Origin of the sequence: Kineococcus siccus, assembly GCF_009906795.1 — a bacterium.
Taxonomy (GTDB): domain Bacteria; phylum Actinomycetota; class Actinomycetes; order Actinomycetales; family Kineococcaceae; genus Kineococcus; species Kineococcus siccus.
In genome coordinates, this window is record NZ_JAAALN010000079.1 from 1 (window position 1) to 17,069 (window position 17,069).

The 17,069-nt window shown below is 76.0% G+C and carries 15 protein-coding genes; 6 read left to right on the forward strand and 9 right to left on the reverse strand.

The window, feature by feature from the left end; translation table 11 throughout:
- Positions 1–1,110, forward strand: a 1,110-nt coding sequence (locus GTR02_RS10685; protein WP_166607475.1) for an esterase-like activity of phytase family protein, incomplete at its 5' end; no start/stop codon positions are given.
- A 6-nt stretch (positions 1,111–1,116) separates the two neighbouring features.
- Here GTR02_RS10685 and GTR02_RS10690 read toward each other — a convergent pair.
- Both GTR02_RS10690 and GTR02_RS10695 read right to left on the reverse strand, forming a co-directional pair.
- Positions 1,117–1,662: a GNAT family N-acetyltransferase gene (locus GTR02_RS10690; protein WP_166607476.1), complete on the reverse strand. Its 546-nt coding sequence runs from the start codon at positions 1,660–1,662 to the stop codon at positions 1,117–1,119.
- A gap of 75 nt (positions 1,663–1,737) precedes the next feature.
- Positions 1,738–2,784 carry a uroporphyrinogen decarboxylase/cobalamine-independent methonine synthase family protein gene (locus GTR02_RS10695; protein WP_166607477.1) on the reverse strand — a complete coding sequence of 349 codons (1,047 nt, stop codon included), beginning with the start codon at positions 2,782–2,784 and terminating at the stop codon, positions 1,738–1,740.
- Positions 2,785–2,980: 196 nt separating this feature from the next.
- Here GTR02_RS10695 and GTR02_RS10700 point away from each other — a divergent pair, with 196 nt between their 5' ends.
- Together GTR02_RS10700 and GTR02_RS10705 are read left to right on the forward strand one after the other, a co-directional pair.
- Positions 2,981–4,738, forward strand: a complete 1,758-nt coding sequence (locus GTR02_RS10700; RefSeq protein WP_166607478.1) for an alpha/beta fold hydrolase — start codon at positions 2,981–2,983, stop codon at positions 4,736–4,738.
- A gap of 59 nt (positions 4,739–4,797) precedes the next feature.
- A complete protein-coding gene (locus tag GTR02_RS10705; protein WP_338073733.1) occupies positions 4,798–6,093 on the forward strand; it encodes a DUF445 domain-containing protein in 1,296 nt (431 codons plus the stop codon).
- Between the two features lie 20 nt (positions 6,094–6,113).
- Here the strand turns inward: GTR02_RS10705 and GTR02_RS10710 are convergent, their stop codons facing one another.
- A complete protein-coding gene (locus tag GTR02_RS10710) occupies positions 6,114–6,902 on the reverse strand; it encodes an MBL fold metallo-hydrolase (protein WP_166607479.1) in 789 nt (262 codons plus the stop codon).
- A 107-nt stretch (positions 6,903–7,009) separates the two neighbouring features.
- Between GTR02_RS10710 and GTR02_RS10715 the strand changes: the two genes are divergently transcribed.
- Positions 7,010–8,056, forward strand: coding sequence for a glutathione S-transferase family protein (locus GTR02_RS10715; RefSeq protein WP_166607480.1), 1,047 nt, complete (start codon positions 7,010–7,012; stop codon positions 8,054–8,056).
- Positions 8,057–8,077: 21 nt separating this feature from the next.
- On the opposite strand, the gene GTR02_RS10720 is transcribed toward GTR02_RS10715, so the two are convergent.
- The 3 genes from GTR02_RS10720 to GTR02_RS10730 form a co-directional block, all read right to left on the reverse strand.
- Complete coding sequence (locus tag GTR02_RS10720) at positions 8,078–9,061, reverse strand: aldo/keto reductase (protein WP_166607481.1); 984 nt, start codon at positions 9,059–9,061, stop codon at positions 8,078–8,080.
- Between the two features lie 74 nt (positions 9,062–9,135).
- Positions 9,136–10,218, reverse strand: coding sequence for a tRNA 2-thiouridine(34) synthase MnmA (gene mnmA, locus GTR02_RS10725; protein WP_205709030.1), 1,083 nt, complete (start codon positions 10,216–10,218; stop codon positions 9,136–9,138).
- Positions 10,218–11,414, reverse strand: a complete 1,197-nt coding sequence (locus GTR02_RS10730) for an aminotransferase class V-fold PLP-dependent enzyme (RefSeq protein WP_166607482.1) — start codon at positions 11,412–11,414, stop codon at positions 10,218–10,220. Before GTR02_RS10730 ends, mnmA begins: the two co-directional genes overlap by 1 nt.
- A gap of 85 nt (positions 11,415–11,499) precedes the next feature.
- On the opposite strand from GTR02_RS10730, the gene glgX reads away from it, so the two are divergent.
- Positions 11,500–13,671, forward strand: a complete 2,172-nt coding sequence (glgX, locus tag GTR02_RS10735) for a glycogen debranching protein GlgX (protein ID WP_166607483.1) — start codon at positions 11,500–11,502, stop codon at positions 13,669–13,671.
- An 11-nt stretch (positions 13,672–13,682) separates the two neighbouring features.
- Positions 13,683–14,408, forward strand: a complete 726-nt coding sequence (locus GTR02_RS10740) for an alpha/beta fold hydrolase (protein WP_166607484.1) — start codon at positions 13,683–13,685, stop codon at positions 14,406–14,408.
- Positions 14,409–14,440: 32 nt separating this feature from the next.
- Here GTR02_RS10740 and GTR02_RS10745 read toward each other — a convergent pair whose 3' ends face one another.
- From GTR02_RS10745 to GTR02_RS10755, 3 genes are read right to left on the reverse strand one after another with little or no spacing between them, the layout of a single operon-like run.
- On the reverse strand, positions 14,441–15,283 hold the full coding sequence (locus tag GTR02_RS10745; protein WP_166607485.1) for an ABC transporter permease: 843 nt from the start codon (positions 15,281–15,283) through the stop codon (positions 14,441–14,443).
- On the reverse strand, positions 15,283–16,128 hold the full coding sequence (locus tag GTR02_RS10750; protein ID WP_166607486.1) for an ABC transporter permease: 846 nt from the start codon (positions 16,126–16,128) through the stop codon (positions 15,283–15,285). Before GTR02_RS10750 ends, GTR02_RS10745 begins: the two co-directional genes overlap by 1 nt.
- Complete coding sequence (locus GTR02_RS10755; RefSeq protein WP_420814719.1) at positions 16,128–17,018, reverse strand: ABC transporter ATP-binding protein; 891 nt, start codon at positions 17,016–17,018, stop codon at positions 16,128–16,130. The genes GTR02_RS10750 and GTR02_RS10755 overlap by 1 nt, the downstream gene beginning before the upstream one ends.
- Positions 17,019–17,069 lie beyond the last annotated feature (51 nt).

A 17,069-nucleotide genomic window follows, 5' to 3' on the forward strand; every position in this document is an offset into this window, starting at 1 on the left:
GGCCAGGACGCCCCGCCCGCGAGCGCCCGCCTCGTCGACCGCCACGTCCTGCCCGCCGCGACGTTCGGCGAGGCCGTCCCGAGCGGTGCGGCGATCCAGACCGCCAACGGCGTCGCGGTGCCGTTCGCCGCGCAGCCCGTCCAGGGGTTCTCGGGGAACCTCGTCCAGCCCGACGGCAGCTACCTGGTCCTGTCCGACAACGGGTACGGCGCCAAGGCGAACAGCGCCGACTTCCTGCTCGCGGTGCACCGCCTGGCCCCGGGGGCGGACGGTTCCCTGGCCGTCGTCCCCGGCGGCTTCACCCTCTCCGACCCCGACGCGCGCGTCCCGTGGCCGCTCACCCGGGCCGACCGCCGGCTGACCGGCGCCGACTTCGACCCCGAGTCCTTCCGGCGGTCCCCGGACGGGACGTTCTGGTTCGGCGAGGAGTTCGGGCCCTACCTGCTGCACACCGACGCGACCGGCCGCCTGCTCGCGGCCCCGGTCCCGCTGCCCGGGGTCGCCTCGCCCGACAACCCGACCCTCGGCACCCCCGGGGCGGACCGCGCGACGCCGAACCTGGCGCGCAGCAAGGGGTTCGAGGGCATGGCCCAGTCCGCCGACGGCCGCTACCTCTTCCCGCTCCTGGAGGGACCCGTGGCGGGCGACGACCCGCAGGACCTCCGCGTCCTGCGCTACGACACGCTGCGGCAGCGCTACCGGGGCGAGGAGTTCACCTACCGGCTCGAGGTGCCGGGCAACGCGATCGGCGACCTGACCGCGGTGGACGACCACCGGTTCCTCGTCCTGGAGCGCGACGACGGGCAGGGGCCGACCGCGGTGTTCAAGGCGGTGTTCCTCGTGGACACGAGCGTCCGCGACGCGGAGGGCCACCCCCGCAAGCAGCTGCTCGTGAACCTCATGGCGGTGCCGGACCCGCAGGGCCTCGCGGGTCAGGGCAGCTTCGCCACGTTCCCGTTCCAGACGATCGAGAGCGTCGACGTGGTGGGCCGGCACACCGTCGTCGTCGGCAACGACAACAACTTCCCGTTCTCCGCGGGCCGCACGCCGGGCCGCCCCGACGACGAGTTCCTCACCATCGAGGTGCAGGCCGACCTCGCGCGGGACTGACCGCCCTCACGCGGGCGGAGCGGTCGTCGCCCGGCGCAGCACGACGAACTCGAGGTCGTCGCGGCGGGGGCGGCCGAAGCGCTCGTCGCCGTGCGGGAACGGCTTGCGCTCCCCCGTCGCGGCGAACCCCAGCCGCAGGTACCAGGCGATGAGGTCGGTGCGCTGGACGATCACCGTCATCTCCAGCGCACCGGCGCCGTGGCGGCGCACGGCCTCGGCGTCGGCGTGCGCCAGCAGCCGGCGGCCGACGCCGCGGCCCTGCCGCCCCGGGTCGACCGCGAACATGCCGAAGTAGGCGCCCGCCTCCGCGGGCCGCAGTTCGCAGCACGCCAGGAGCCCGTCGGCGTCCTCGGCCAGCAGCACCGCGGCGTGCGGGTCGGCGACGATCGCCGCGACGCCCGCGGCGTCGGTGCGCCGGCCGTCCAGCAGGTCGGCCTCGGTGGTCCAGCCCCGCCGGCTCGTGTCGCCGCGGTAGGCCGACTCGACGAGGGCGACGACCGCGTCCACGTCGGCGGGCGTGGCGTCGCGGAAGGTCAGGGTGTCGGGATCCACGTCAGCATGGTGCCCGACCCCGGCGCCCCGGCAGGGCCTGGCCGACCGCACCGGCCGACGCACGGGTGCGGTGGGTCAGTCCGCCGAGGACTCCTCGAGCGCGGACCCCGCCTCCCGCAGGCGCCGCAGCAGCGGCCGGACGGCGTCGGGGGCCGTCCCGGCGAGCCCCGAGACGGGGGTGAGCACGACCTCGGCGAGGCCCGCGGCCGGCAGGCCCACCCGCCGCCACGGCCCCCGCACGAGGTCGCGCAGGGCGGCGACGGACGGCAGCCCGCCCGTGACGGGCGCGACGCCGGCCCACAGGCGGACGCCGTCCTCGACGCTCGCCGCCACCGACTCCCACCCGCGGTCGTCGAGCGCGCTGACGTCCAGCGCGACCGCGGCGGCCCCGGCCTCCCGCACGAGGGTGAGGGGCGCCTCGTCCGCGGCGACCCGGACGACGGGTTCCGCGCCCGCGCCCCGCACGGCGTCGAGCAGCTCGCGCAGCCCCGCCCGCACCTCCGGCTCGTGCACGGCGCGCAGGGTGCCGTAGCCCGAGACGGTGGGCAGCCGCCCCGCGAGGACCGCGGGCACCGACGGCTCGTCGACCTGGACCAGGACGTGCGCGCCCGGCACGAGGCGGCGGACGTCGGCGACGTGCCGCGCCGTCCCCTCCGCGAGGGAGGTGACGACGTCGCGGCGCGCCCCGTGGTCGGACACCGCGAGCTCCCCGCGGGTCAGCTCGACGCTCGCGAGCAGCGACCAGGGACCCAGCACCTGTACGACGAGCGGACCGGTCCAGCCCTCGGCGGCCTCGGCGAACTCGTCGAGGTCCGCGGCCAGGAAGGCGCGGGCCCGGTGCTGGTCGCGGCCGGGCGCGTCGACGAAGCGCCAGCCCGCGGGCTGCAGGTCGACGGCGAGGTCGACGAGCACCGCGGCCGTGCGCCCCACCGGGTCCGCCCCCGGGCCGCGCGCCGGCAGCTGCGGCAGGTGCGGGACGTGCGGGTCCTCGCCGAGGTCGCCCAGCACCAGCCGGGCGGCCTCGCGAGGGTTCTCGCCGGGCAGCTGCCCGAGGCCGGTGACGGCGCCGGGAGCGGTGAGCGGCCCAGCGGCGGGAGCGGGCGCGACGTCGGGAGCGGGCACGCCGGAACGCTACCCGCCGGCGCATCCGACCTTCGACGGACCGCACCTCCTCCCGAGGTGCGTCGCCACGCGCCGTCGCGGTGCGGGTGGATGGGGGACGGCGGGCGACCGCACAGCAGGCCCACCACCACCGCACAGGAGGTCTCGCCATGACGCACCCGAGTCAGCACGTCACCACGGCTCCCGGAGCACGCGCGTGAGGGGGGTCGGCGCGAGGGCCGCGGCGCTGACCGCAGCCGGTTCCGCGACCGCCCTCTGCGCCACCCTCCTCGCGGGGACCACCACCGCGAGCGCCACCGCCGCGACGGTGCCCGCCCCGCCCCCCACGGCCTCGCTGCCCGGCAGCGCCCCGCTGTCCGCGCTGGCGAGCGCCCGCCCCGCGACCGTGGCCGCGGCGGAGGAGCAGTTCCTCGCCCGCACTCCCGCCCGCTACCGCGACCAGGAGCTCGTCTGGGCGCCGTGCAGCGCGGACGCCGTGGGCTCGGCGGAGGTGGCCGCCCTGCTCGAGTGCTCGGCCGTCGCCGTGCCGCGCGACTGGCTGGACCCCGAGGCCGGGGAGCCGCTCCGGGTGGCCGTCAGCCGCCTGCGCACGGACGGGGAGCGCCCGGCGCGCAGCGTGCTCACCAACCCCGGCGGCCCGGGCGGCCCCGGGCTGTCCCTGCCCGCCGTCCTCGGTGTGCGCCCCGCGCTCGCGGCGACGGAGGTCGTGGGCGTCGACGTCCGCGGCACGGGCGCCAGCTCGACGGTGACCTGCCTGCCCGCCGCGGCCGACCTGACGGCGGCGCCCGACCCGCGCGACCGCTCGCCGGAGGCCGTCGCCGCGACCCAGGACCTCGCCCGGCGCACCGCCCAGGCGTGCCAGCAGGACCCGCTCTCGGCGTTCGTCACGACCGAGCAGACCGTGGCCGACCTCGACCTCGTCCGCGACGCCCTGGACCGCGACACGATCGACTGGGTCGGCTACTCGGGCGGCACGTGGCTGGGGGCGCAGTACGCGACGTACTTCCCGGGCCGCGTCGGGCGGTTCGTGCTGGACTCCAACACCGACGTCACGGGCCCCTTCCAGCGCGTCTTCGCCGAGCACCAGCCGCCCGCGTTCCAGCGGCGCTTCGCCGAGGACTTCCAGCCCTGGGCGGCCCGCTACCCGTGGCTGTTCCGCCTGGGCGCGACGCCCGCCGAGGTCGACGCGAGCTACGAGCGGCTGCGCGCCGACCTCGCCGCGCGGCCGGTCGTCGTGCCGGTGCTGGGCCTGCGCATCGACGGGGCGCTGCTCGACGGGATCGTCGCGCAGGCCATGTACTCCAAGACCAGCTTCGAGTCGCTGGCGTGGACGATGCGGGCGCTGCGCGTCGTCAGCGACCTGCTCGCGTCCGGGGACCGCACGGGCGCCGAGCGTGCGAGCGCCGGCCTGGCGCAGCGGGTCCTCGGGCTCCTGCCCGACGCCGCCGCCCCCGAGGAGGCCCCGGCCGCCGACGCCGCCCAGGCCACCTTCTTCGCCACCACGTGCAACGACACGGCCTGGTCGCGCGGCGGCGCCTTCTGGGCGGGGCTCGGTGAGCGGCAGGGCAGCCGCTTCCCGCTCGTCGGCTGGTCGAAGGCGCTGCAGCCGTGCGCGTACTGGGAGCGCCCCGCCCTCAGCCTGCCCGCACCCGACGGACGGGACCTGCCGCCCGTCCTCCTCGTGCAGACCGAGCACGACCCGGCGACCTCCTACGAGGGGGCGCTGCGGACCCGGGCGGCGCTGCCGAGCTCGCGGCTGGTCACGGTGGCGGGCGACGGTGACCACGGCGTCTACGGCGCGGCGGGCAACCCGTGCGTCGACGACCTCGTGGACGCGTTCCTCACGACGGGGGCGGCCCCGGACGGGGACGTCACGTGCGCGACGACGGGCGTGCCGGCGCCGGGGTCGGGCCTGCTGGGTTCCGTCCAGCTGCGGGACGCGCTCACCCGCTGAGGCGACGGCGGGCGAGGGCGTGGCGGGCCGGGGCGGGAGGCGTCGGGGAGGATGACCCCGTGAGCACCGCGAGCCCGCCCCGCCCGAGCGCTCCGCCGCCGCTGCGGATGGAGTCGCTGGACGCCCCCGGGGACGAGGAGCGCCGCCGGGGGCTGCGGACCATGCGCACCACCGCGACCGCCCTGCTCGTGCTCGCGGCGCTCGTGTACGCCCTGACGATCGGGCGCGACGGGTTCCTCGGCTTCGTCAACGCGGGTGCGGAGGCCGCGATGGTCGGTGCGGTGGCGGACTGGTTCGCGGTGACGGCCATCTTCCGCCGCCCGCTGGGCCTGCCCATCCCGCACACCGCGCTGATCCCCACCCGCAAGGAGGCGCTGGGCCGCAGCCTCGAGCAGTTCGTCGCGGAGAACTTCCTCGCCGAGGACGTGGTGCGCGACAAGGTGCAGCGCGCCGGCGTCCCGGCCCGGGCGGGGTCGTGGCTCGCGCACCGGGGCGGGGCCGAGCGCGTCGTCGTCGAGGCCTCGACCGTGCTGACCGGGGCCCTGGGCGTGCTGCGCGACGAGGAGGTCACCGCGGTCCTCGACCAGGTCGTCATCCGCCGCTTCGCCGCCGAGCCGTGGAGCCCCACGCTCGGCCGGCTGCTGGGCGAGGTGGTCCGCGACGGCAGCCACCACCCCGTCGTCGACCTGACGCTCGCCGAGGCCCGGACGTGGCTGGTGACCAACGAGGACACCGTGCGCCGCCTCGTGGAGGAGCGCGCCCCCCTGTGGGCCCCGGACTGGCTGAACGAGCGGCTCGGGCGCCGGGTCCACACCGAGGCGCTGCGCTGGGTCGGCGACGTCCTCGACGACGAGCACCACCCCGGCCGGCAGGCCATCGACGACCTGCTGGCCCGCTACGCCGACGCGCTGCAGCACGACCCGGAGACCCGCGCCAAGGCCGACGAGTTCCAGTACCGGCTGCTGAACTCCCCCGGCCTGGCCGACACCGTGCAGGGCGTGTGGGCCGCGCTGCGCGGCTACCTCGTCGACGCGCTCGACGACCCGTCGTCCTCGCTGCGCCAGCGCAGCGTCGAGGCCCTGCGCGACGTGGGCCAGCGCATGGTCGACGACGCCGGGTTCGCGGCGCGGGTCGAGGGGCACCTCACGGACGCCGCGGGCCACGTGGTGCGGCGCTTCGCCCCCGAGCTCGCCACCGTCATCTCCGACACGGTCGGGCGCTGGGACGGCGCCGACGCCGCGAAGCGCATCGAGCTGCACGTCGGGCGCGACCTGCAGTTCATCCGGATCAACGGCACCGTCGTCGGCGGCCTGGTCGGCCTCGTCATCCACGCCGTCACGGTCCTGGCCACCTGAGCGGGCCGGCGCCCGCTCGCTCAGTCCATCCAGCCGGGCGGCGCCTCGGCGATGTGCGGCGTCAGCTCCGGCTGCAGGTCGAACGTCAGGCCCGGGGTGTCGGGGAGCACCCGGCGCAGCCCGAACGAGAACTCCTCGAGGTACTCGACCTCGCCCGCGGCCGACAGCCGGAAGGGCTGGTCGTGGCCGGGGCGGACCACGTCGGAGAGGTCGACGAGCTTGCCGACGGAGCGGTTGGCCTGCTCCTCGTTCCAGAACACCAGGGCGTTGCGCCGCTGCTGGGCCACCATCGCGTTCTGGATCGCGTCCCCGGTGACGACGACGATGCCGTCGTCGGTGTCGACGCAGGCGGCGATCGTGCCGGGCGAGTGGCCGGGCGCCTCGACGACCGAGACCCCCGGCGCGAGGTCGTGGCCCTCGGTGACGGAGCGGACGTCGTACCGGTCGAGGACCGCCTTCGTCCACGCCGGCGTCGCGTGGTCGCCGCTGTGCGGGTTGGAGATGTAGTCCAGCTCCCTCGGGTGGGCCACCACGACGGCGTTGTCGAAGTGCTCGATGCCCTGCACGTGGTCCCAGTGCGCGTGCGTGAGGAGCAGGACGTCGATGTCGGAGGCGCTGATCCCGCGGGCCGCCAGCGCCCGGCGCAGCACCACGCCCCGGCCGAAGTGGCCCGTGTCGACGACGATGCGCCGCAGGCCCCCGGCCGGGTCGGGCGCCTCGATGAGGGTGACGCTGCAGAAGGCGATGTCGCCGACAGTGGACTCGACCTGGTAGCCGTGCAGCAGCGTGTGGACGGTGGGCTTCGGCATGGCGGTGGACCCCTTCGTCACCTCGTCGGGGCGCTCGCCCCTCGGGCCATCGTGCCGCGACCGTCCGTGCGCGGCTACGGTCGGGGGACGACCAGCGGAGGAGCGGCATGAGCGAGACCAGCACGGGCACTCCGGGCGGCAGCACGGGGTACGTGAACCCCACGGGTGACTTCCGGCGCGACCAGCGCTACATCGAGACGCGGATCACCGCCGACGGCCGGGACGGCTACCCCGTCCAGCCGGGCCGCTACCGCCTCGTCGTCAGCCGCGCCTGCCCGTGGGCCAACCGGGCGATCATCGTGCGGCGCCTGCTCGGGCTCGAGCAGGTCCTGTCGATGGGCGTCTGCGGCCCCACGCACGACGAGCGCAGCTGGACGTTCGACCTCGACCCGGACGGCCGCGACCCCGTCCTCGGCGTCGAGCGGTTGCAGGAGGCGTTCTTCGCGCGCATCCCGGGCTACGACCGCGGCATCACGGTGCCCGCGATCGTCGACGTCCCCACGGGCCAGGTCGTCACCAACGACTTCCCGCAGATGACGATCGACCTGTCGCTGGAGTGGACGGCGTTCCACCGCCCCGGCGCGCCGCAGCTGTACCCCGAGCACCTGCGGGAGGAGATCGACGCCGTCAACCGCGACGTGTTCCGCGACGTGAACAACGGCGTCTACCGCGCGGGTTTCGCGGGCACCCAGGAGGCCTACGAGAAGGCCTACGACCGGTTGTTCGCGCGCCTCGACGCGCTGTCCGAGCGCCTGGCGCACCAGCGCTACCTGGTGGGCGACACCATCACCGAGGCCGACGTGCGGCTGTTCACGACGCTCGCGCGCTTCGACCCCGTCTACCACGGGCACTTCAAGTGCAACCGGTCCAAGCTCGCCGAGATGCCGGTGCTGTCGGCGTACTTCCGCGACCTGTACCAGACCCCGGGGTTCGGCGACACGACCGACGTGCTGCACATCAAGCAGCACTACTACGTCGTGCACCGCGACATCAACCCGACGGGGATCTTCCCCCAGGGACCGGACCTGTCCGGCTGGCTGGAGCCGCACGGCCGGGAAGCGCTGGGCGGCAGGCCCTTCGGCGACGGGACCCCCCCGCCGCCGCCCGTGGCCGGCGAAGAGGTCCCCGCGGGGCACGCGCCGCACACCGCCTGAGGAGGACGGCGCGCGGTCGTCTCACCAGCGGTCGTGCACGTGCTCCGCGACGAGCTCGTCGTAGACGGCCCGCACGGCCGCGGACTGCTCCGCGGTCGGCGCCGGCAGGTCGGCGGCCGCGGCGTTGCCGCGGGCCTGCTCGGCGTTGCGCGCCCCGGGGATGACGACGCTGACCCCGGCCTGCTCGACGATCCAGCGCAGCGAGAACGCCGCGAGCGGGACGTCGCCGGCAACCGCCTTCAGGCGCCGTGCAGCCTCGACCCCGACGGGGAACGGCACGCCGGCGAAGGTCTCCCCGATGTCGAAGGCGGACCCGTCGCGGTTGTACGTGCGGTGGTCGTCGGCGCCGAACGTGGTGCTCTCGTCGTAGCGGCCCGACAGCAACCCCGAGGCGAGCGGGACGCGCACGACCACGCCGACGCCCGCGGCGGCCGCCGCGGGCAGGAACTCGGTGACGGGCTTGAGCCGCAGCGGGTTGAGGATGATCTGCACGCTCGCGACGCCTGCGCGGGCCACCGCGGTGAGGCCCTCGGCCACGGTCTCGACCGAGACGCCGTAGGCCTTGATCCGCTGCTCCTCGACGAGGGTGTCGAGCGCGTCGTAGACCGCGTCGGAGGAGTAGACGGGCGTCGGCGGGCAGTGCAGCTGCACGAGGTCGAGGGTGTCGACGCCGAGGTTGCGCCGGCTGCGGTCGTTCCACGCGCGGAACGCCTCCAGCGTGTACGCCGCGGGCTCGTGCGGGTCGGCGCGCCGGCCCATCTTCGTGGCCACGACCGTGCCCTCGGGGGCGCCGTCGGCGAGGAACCGGCCGAGCAGCTGCTCGCTGCGCCCGTCGCCGTAGACGTCCGCGGTGTCGAAGAACGTCACCCCGGCCTCGGCCGCGCCCCGCAGGGTCGCGAGCGCGTCGTCCTCGACGACCGTGCCCCAGTCACCGCCGAGCTGCCAGCAGCCCAGCCCCACCACGCCGACCTCGCGGCCGGTCCTTCCCAGCGTCTGCGTCTTCACGGTCGCCGACCCTACGGCGTGCGACGGCCGGACGCGCCGGCCGGTCGGTCCGGCGCGTCGTCGGGCGGGCGTCGTCAGGCGGGCGTCGTCGCGGCGATGGTGGCGGAGCCCAGCACGCGCGTGCCGTCGTAGAGCGCGACCGTCTGCCCGGGGGCGACACCCGTGAGCGGGGTGCGCAGCTGGACCCGCAGCTCGCCGCCGACGAGCTCCGCGACGGCGGGCACGGGCTCGCCGTGGGCCCGCACCTGGGCGTACACCTCGACGACCCCGCCGGGCTCGGGCGCCGACCACACGGGGTCGAGCGCGGTGAGCGCCCCGACCGCGAGGCGCTCCGCCGGGCCCACGGTCACCGTGCGCTGCACCGGGGAGATCGACAGGACGTAGCGCGGGCGGCCGTCGGCCGCGGGGCGGTCCAGCCCCAGGCCCTTGCGCTGCCCGACCGTGAAGCCGTACGTGCCGGCGTGGCGGCCGAGGACCGTGCCGTCGACGTCGACGACCTCGCCCGGGTCCTCACCGAGCTTGTCGCGCAGGAACCCGCGGGTGTCCCCGTCGGGGATGAAGCAGATGTCGTGGCTGTCCGGCTTGGACGCGACGGGCAGGCCGCGCCGCTGCGCCTCGGCGCGCACGGCGGCCTTCGTCGGCGCGTCGCCGAGGGGGAACATCGCGTGCTCGACCTGGTCGGCGTCCAGCACCGCGAGGACGTAGGACTGGTCCTTCAGCTGGTCCGCCGCGCGGTGCAGCTGCGCCCGGCCGTCCTCGCCCCGCTCGACGCGCGCGTAGTGCCCCGTGGCGACCGCGTCGAAGCCGAGGGCGATCCCCTTGTCCAGCAGCGCCGCGAACTTGACGTGCTCGTTGCAGCGCACGCACGGGTTCGGCGTCCGGCCCGCGGCGTACTCGGCGACGAAGTCGTCCACGACGTCGGCGACGAAGGACTCCGACAGGTCCCAGACGTAGAACGGGATGCCCAGCAGGTCCGCGGCCCGGCGCGCGTCGAGGGAGTCCTCGATCGTGCAGCAGCCGCGCGACCCGGTGCGCAGCGCCGACGGGTTCCGGTTCAGCGCCATGTGCACGCCCACGACGTCGTGGCCCGCGTCCACGGCCCGCGCCGCCGCGACGGCCGAGTCGACCCCGCCGCTCATGGCGGCCAGCACGCGCATCAGGACGCCTTCCGGCGCCGCGGGCTGCGCGTGGAGGCGGCCGCCCGCTGGGCGCGCTCGACCGCGGGACCGATCGCCGCGAGCGCCGCGTCGACGTCCGCGCGCGTGGAGTCCCAGCCGAGGGAGAACCGCAGCGCACCACCCGCCTCCTCGTCGGACAGGCCCATCGCGAGGAGCACGTGGCTGGCCTGGGGGACCCCGGCCTGACAGGCCGAGCCCGTCGAGCACTCGACCCCGGCCGCGTCGAGGAGGTAGAGCAGGGAGTCGCCGGCGCAGTCGGGGACGGTGACGTGCAGGTTGCCGGGCAGCCGGTCCGTCGGGTGCCCCCGCAGCGCCAGGCCCGGGACCCGCTCGCGCAGGCCGTCGAGCAGGACCGCGCGCAGGGCCCGCAGCCGGGTGGTCTCCTCGTCCAGGCCCGCCGCGGCGGCGGTGAGGGCCGCGGCCGTGGCGCGCGCGGCCGGGGCGGCGAGCGTCCCCGAGCGGGCGCCGAGCTCCTGCCCGCCGCCGTGCTGCAGCGGCACCAGCGCGGTCCCGCGCCGCAGCAGGAGCGCACCGGCACCGACGGGCCCGCCGAACTTGTGCGCCGACAGCGACAGCGCGTCGGCCCCGGTGGCCGCGAGGTCGACGGGCAGGTGGCCCACGGCCTGCACGGCGTCGGTGTGCAGGGGGACGCCCGCGGCGTGCGCGAGCTCCGCCGCCTCGGCGACGGGCTGGAGCGTCCCCACCTCGTTGTTGGCCCACATCAGGGACACCAGCGCGACCTCGCCGGGGGCGTCCGCGAGCTCGGCGCGCAGGGCGTCGAGGTCGGTGCGCCCCGTGGCGTCGACGGGCAGCCAGCGGACCTCGGCGTCCTCGTGCCGCACGAGCCACTCGACGGGGTCCAGGACCGCGTGGTGCTCCGAGGCGCTCAGCAGGACGCGGCGACGGCGCGGGTCCTCCGCGCGGCGCGCCCAGTACAGGCCCTTGACGGCGAGGTTGTCGGCCTCCGTGCCGCCCGAGGTCCACACGACCTCGGCGGGCCGCGCGCCCAGCGCGCCGGCCACGGCCTCGCGCGACTCCTCCACGGTGCGGCGTGCCCGGCGGCCGCTGGAGTGCAGCGACGACGGGTTGCCGACCGCGGACATCTCGGCCACCAGCGCCGCAGCGGCCTCGGGGCGCAGGGGCGTCGTCGAGGCGTGGTCGAGGTACGCCGTCACCCCCCCAGTCTAGGAGCGCGGCCGGAGCGCCGGCGGGCGGAGCCGCCGATGGCCCCCGGTGATCGACTCGGGCAGACTGCGCCGCGTGCCAGCCCCGACGACGGACCGCGACGACTCCTCCGCTGCCGCCCCGCGCCGGTCGCGGCCGCACCCCCTCGGCGTGACGCCGCGCGGGGACGGGGCGGACGTCGCGGTGTTCGCGGCCCACGCCGACGCCGTCGAGGTCTGCGTGCTCGCCGACGACGGGACGGAGGTCCGCACGGGCCTGCCCGACGTCGAGCACGGCGTCTGGTCCGGGTACGTGCCCGGCCTGCGGGTCGGCTCCAGGTACGGCTTCCGCGTCGCGGGCCGCTGGGACCCCGAGCGCGGCCTGCGGCACAACCCCGCGAAGCTCCTGCTGGACCCGTACGCGCGCGGCGTCGTGGGCGAGGTGGCGCTGCGTCCCGAGATCTTCGGCCACGTGGTCGGCGAGGACCTGCAGGGTGACCTGGCCGTGCCCGACCCCCGGGACAGCGCGCCCCACGTGCCGCACGGGGTCGTGCTCGACGCGCTGCCCGCGCCGCTGCGCCCGGCGGCGGACGAGCGCCCGCGCGTCCCGTGGGCGGACACCGTCGTCTACGAGGCGCACGTCAAGGGCCTGACCCGGCGGATGCCGGGCGTGCCGGCGGAGCTGCGCGGCACCTACGCGGGTCTCGCGAGCCCGCCGGTGCTCGAGCACCTGACCCGGCTGGGGGTCACGTCGCTGGAACTGCTGCCCGTGCACGCCAGCACGTCCGAGCTGGCCCTGCGCCGCCGCGGGCTCGTGAACTACTGGGGCTACAACACCCTGGCGTTCAACGCGCCACACGCGGCGTACGCGACGGCGGCGGCCCGCGCCGCGGGGCCCGAGGCCGTCCGCGCGGAGTTCCGCGAGGCCGTGCGCGACCTGCACGCGGCGGGCATCGAGGTCCTGCTCGACGTCGTCTACAACCACACGTGCGAGGAGGGCCCCGACGGGCCGCACCTGTCGCTGCGGGGCCTGGACGACGCCTCCTACTACCTGCGCGACGCGGGCGGCCGGCCCTTCGACGTGACGGGGTGCGGGAACTCCCTGAACTTCTCCGAGCGCCGCGTGCTGCAGCTGACCCTGGACTCGCTGCGGTACTGGGTCACGGAGCTGGGCGTCGACGGGTTCCGCTTCGACCTGATGCCCACCCTGGCCCGCGGGCCCGGCGGGTTCAGCCCCGACCACGCGTTCCTGTCCGCCCTCGGCACCGACCCCGTGCTCTCGGACACCAAGCTCATCGCCGAGCCGTGGGACATCGGCCCGTTCGGCTGGCGCACCGGGCAGTTCCCGCAGCCGCTGCACGAGTGGAACGACCGCTTCCGCGACGGCGTCCGGCGGTTCTGGCTCACCGACGCGCGGGAGATCGCGGCCGGTCACCAGGCGCCCGTGGCGGGCGGGCGCGGCCTGCAGGAGTTCGCCACCCGGTTCGCGGGGTCGGCGGACACGTTCGAGCCCCGCCGCGGGCGCCTCACGAGCGTCAACTTCGTCACCGCCCACGACGGCTTCACCCTCGCCGACCTCGTCGCCTACGACCGCAAGCACAACGAGGCGAACGGGGAGGGCAACCGCGACGGCAGCGACGGGGACACGAGCTGGAACCACGGCGTCGAGGGGGTCACGGACGACCCCGCCGTCCTGGCCCGCCGCCGCGGCGCGATCCGCAACCTGCTCGCCACGCTGGTGCTGTCCTCGGGCGTGCCCATGCTCACGGCGGGCGACGAGTTCGGCCGGTCGCAGGGCGGCAACAACAACGCCTACTGCCAGGACACCGAGGTCTCGTGGATCGACTGGGACCTGCAGGACTGGCAGCGCGAGCTGCTCGCGGACACCCGGGAGCTCCTGGCCGTGCGCCGTCGCCACCCCGTCCTGCGCGACGCGGGCGTCGTGCGCGGCAAGCCGCCGCGCGAGCAGCGCCAGGACCTGCTGTGGTTCTCCGAGGACGGCGAGCCCATGACCGTCGAGCGCTGGCACGGGCCCGACCAGCGCGTGCTGCAGGTGCTCGTGGACGGCCGCGACCGCCGGGAGGCGTCCGTGCTCGTCGTCGTGAACGCCGGTCCCGCGGACGTCGACGTCGTCCTGCCCGCGCTCGACGGCCTGCCCCGGTTCCTGCCGCAGTGGTGCTCCGTGCCCGAGCGCCGCACGCGCGCCGCCGAGGCGGGCTCGGTGCTGCGCACCGCGGCCTGGTCGGTCCGCGTCCTGGCCACGGCCTGACGCGACCCGGCGTGGACGTCGTGCTCCTGCCGGGCGTCGGCTGCGACGCCGGGCAGTTCCACCACCAGGAGCGCGCGCTGTCCGCAGGCCACCGCGTGCTCGCGCTCGACCTGCCGGGGCACGGGGACGCTCCCCCGCTGCCCGGGCCGGTGACGCTGGCGGCCGTCGTCGACGACGTCGCCGCGCGCCTCGAGGCCCACCGCGCCACCCGCCGCGGAGCGCGGCCGGCCGCACTCGTCGGCCACAGCACGGGCGGCGTCGTCGCCCTGCTGCTGGCGCTCGCGCGGCCCGACCTGGTCACGCGGCTCGCCCTGGTCGACGCGAACGTCCCCGTGACCCCCGCCGCTCTGGCGGCCAAGCGGGCCCGGGTCGCGGCCGTCGACGGCCCGGGGTGGCACGCCGAGCTGGTGGACGCCATGACGCGGGCCTGGGGCCCGCGCGAGCCGGCCCTGCGCGACGCCGTCGTCGCGCGCGTCGCGGCGACCCCGGAGGCCGCGGTCCGGCCGCTGTGGCGCGCGGTCCTCGACCTCGACCCCCGCCCCGCCCTCGCGGCCGTCGCGGTACCCGCCCTGTACGTGCGCAGCTCCCGCGACGTCGACGCCGAGGCGCTGTGGCGGTGCAACCCGCGGTTCACCTCCGTCGACCTGCGCTCGCTGCGGGCGGGGCACTGGCCGCACCTCGTGGAACCCGGCGCCGTCACCGCGGCCCTGGCGAGCTTCCTCGCCGCGCCGGGGTGACGGGCCGGGGTCCGCGTCAGCTCCCGCCGGCGTCAGTTCTTGCCGGCGTCGGGGCCCCACTTGGCCAGCACGACCGTCTCGACGATGCTCACGAGGGTGTAGAGCAGGATCGAGGTGAACGTGACGACGACGACGATGGTCCACAGCTTGGAGTACTGCACCTGCGAGTTCGCCCGGATGATCTCGACGCCGAGACCGCTCGCGCTGAACAGCCACTCGTAGAGCATCGCCCCGATGACCGCGCCCGGGACGCTGATGCGCACGGCCGCGAACACGTTGGGCAGGGCCGTCGGGATCGCGACCTTGCGCAGGGCCGTCCACCGGGTCCCGCCGTTGACCCGCACCAGGTCCATCGACTGCGGGGAGGCCGAGCGCAGGCCCAGCGTGAGGTTCACGAGGACCGGGAAGAACACCACCACTCCGCCGATCGCGGCGTTGCCCGCGATCCCCCGGCCGAACGTCAGCCCGATCAGCGGGGCCATCGCGACGAGCGGGACCGAGCGCAGCAGCATCGCGAGCGGCATGAAGGCGAACTCGACCTGGCGGAACATCGTGAACAGCGACGCCACGACGACCGCCGCGCCGATGCCGGCCGCGAACCCGACCGCGGAGTCCACCAGGGTGATCCTCAGCGCGTCGGCGATGAACGCCCGGTTCTCCGGCGCCGAGCCGACGGTGAAGAGCCAGTCGTAGACGTCGAGCGGTCGCTTGCCGACGAAGGCGTCGACGTCCAGCAGCGCGAGCAGGGCGTACCACGCGGCGACCAGCACGACCCCGGACAGCAGCAGGGTCAGCACGGTCCGCGCGATCCGCCCCGCGACCGCCCCGGCGATCGAGGCGTTCGACACGCGCTCGTGGACCTCGGTGGTGGCCATCAGCGCACCCCGCTCTCGCCCGTGGCCGACCACGGCGCGACGAGCCGGGCGAGGACGCCGACGAGGAGGTAGCCGACCCCCGCGATCGCCCCGGACAGCAGCGCCAGCGCCCAGAGCTGGGCGTACTGCAGGTTGGTCTGCGCCGCGGTGATGATGATGCCGAGGCCGGAGTCCACCCCGCCGAAGTACTCCCCCAGGACGGCGCCCAGGAACGCCGCGGGCGCGGCGAGCTTGAGCGCGGCGAACACGCTGGGCAGGCCCGCGACCAGCCGGACCTTGACGAGCTGCGTCCACCGCGAGCCGCCGTACGCGCGGACGACGTCGAGGGCCGTGCGGTCGGCCGCGCGCAGGCCCAGCAGGCACCCCACGACCGTGGTGAACACGACGCTGAGCGCCGCGAGGAAGATCGACGTCGTGCGCGCCCCGGGCTCGGAGACGATGAGGACGATGGGCCCGATGGCGGTCAGCGGGATGCAGTAGGAGATGACGGCCACCTGGGTCGCGACCCCCTCGAACGCCGGCAGCAGCAGCACGACGCACGACAGGGCGACGGCGGCGAGGTTGCCCCACAGGTAGCCCTGCGCGGCCGACCACGTCGTCACCGACGCGTTGCGCCAGTACTGCGCGAACCCCGTGTCGGCGAACTGCGCCACCACGCCCCACGGCGTGGGCACGATGCCGCTGCTGCGGTAGACGGTGACCGACAGCAGGGTCCACACCGCCAGGACGGCGAGCACGCCCAGGACCCCGCCCAGCCACGGCGGGGCGTCCGGCCGCACGCGCGGTGCCGGGGCTCCCGGCGGCGGCGTCGCGGCGATCTGCTGCCGCAGCGCGTCGGTGGCCATCAGCCGTCGGCCCCGACGACACCGGGCGGCGCGTCGTCCGGTGCCGCGCCGCCGCCGCCCCCGCCGAACAGGACGAGGGAGAGCCGGTCGCAGTAGTCGTGGAACTCGGGCGTGCGCATCATCTCCGGCGTCCGGGGCCGCGGGAGGTCGATCTCCACCACCTCGACCACGCGGCCGGGCCGCGGGCTCATGACCGCGACGACGTCGGAGAGGAACACGGCCTCGGAGATGCCGTGGGTGACCATCAGGGTCGTGGCCGGCTTCTCCGTCCAGATGCGCAGGAGCTCGACGTTCAGGCGCTGGCGCGTCATGTCGTCCAGCGCACCGAACGGCTCGTCCAGCAGCATCACGGTGGGCTGGACCACGAGCGCGCGGGCGATCGAGACGCGCTGGCGCATGCCCCCGGACAGCTGCGCGGGCTTGGCCTTCTCGAAGCCGCGCAGGCCGACCAGGCCGATGAGGTCGTCCACGAGCCCCTTCTCGGGTCGCACCCCCGCGACCTCCAGCGGCAGCCGGATGTTCGCGGCCACCGTCCGCCACGGCAGCAGGGCCGAGTCCTGGAACGCGATGCCCAGCTCGTGCTGGCGCTGCAGCTCCCGCGTGGTCAGCCCGTTCACGAGGGCCTCACCGCTGCTGGGGCTCTCCAGGCCGGCCAGGATGCGCAGGATCGTCGACTTGCCGCAGCCCGAGGGGCCCAGCAGCGACAGGAACGCGTTCCGCCGGGTGCCCAGGTGGGTCTCGTCCAGCGCCAGGACGCTCTTGCGGCCCAGCGTGAAGCGCTTGCTCAGCCCCTGCAGGTTGAACCCGGACGCCGCCTCCGGGTGACGGGCGGGGTCGGTCGTGGCCGAGGGCCCCGCGGCCCCGGCCGCCGGGTCGCGCCGGGCACGCACGACCTCGGGAGCGGTGGCGGTGCCGGAGGCGGCGGGGGAGGTGTCCTGGGA

Coding starts and splice junctions, on each gene's coding strand:
- GTR02_RS10710 (WP_166607479.1), bottom strand. CDS start 6,902: ATGCCGAAGCCCACCGTCCACACGCTGCTGCACGGCTACCAGGTCGAG.
- GTR02_RS10715 (WP_166607480.1), top strand. CDS start 7,010: ATGAGCGAGACCAGCACGGGCACTCCGGGCGGCAGCACGGGGTACGTG.
- mnmA (WP_205709030.1), bottom strand. CDS start 10,218: ATGCGCGTGCTGGCCGCCATGAGCGGCGGGGTCGACTCGGCCGTCGCG.
- GTR02_RS10745 (WP_166607485.1), bottom strand. CDS start 15,283: ATGGCCACCACCGAGGTCCACGAGCGCGTGTCGAACGCCTCGATCGCC.
- GTR02_RS10750 (WP_166607486.1), bottom strand. CDS start 16,128: ATGGCCACCGACGCGCTGCGGCAGCAGATCGCCGCGACGCCGCCGCCG.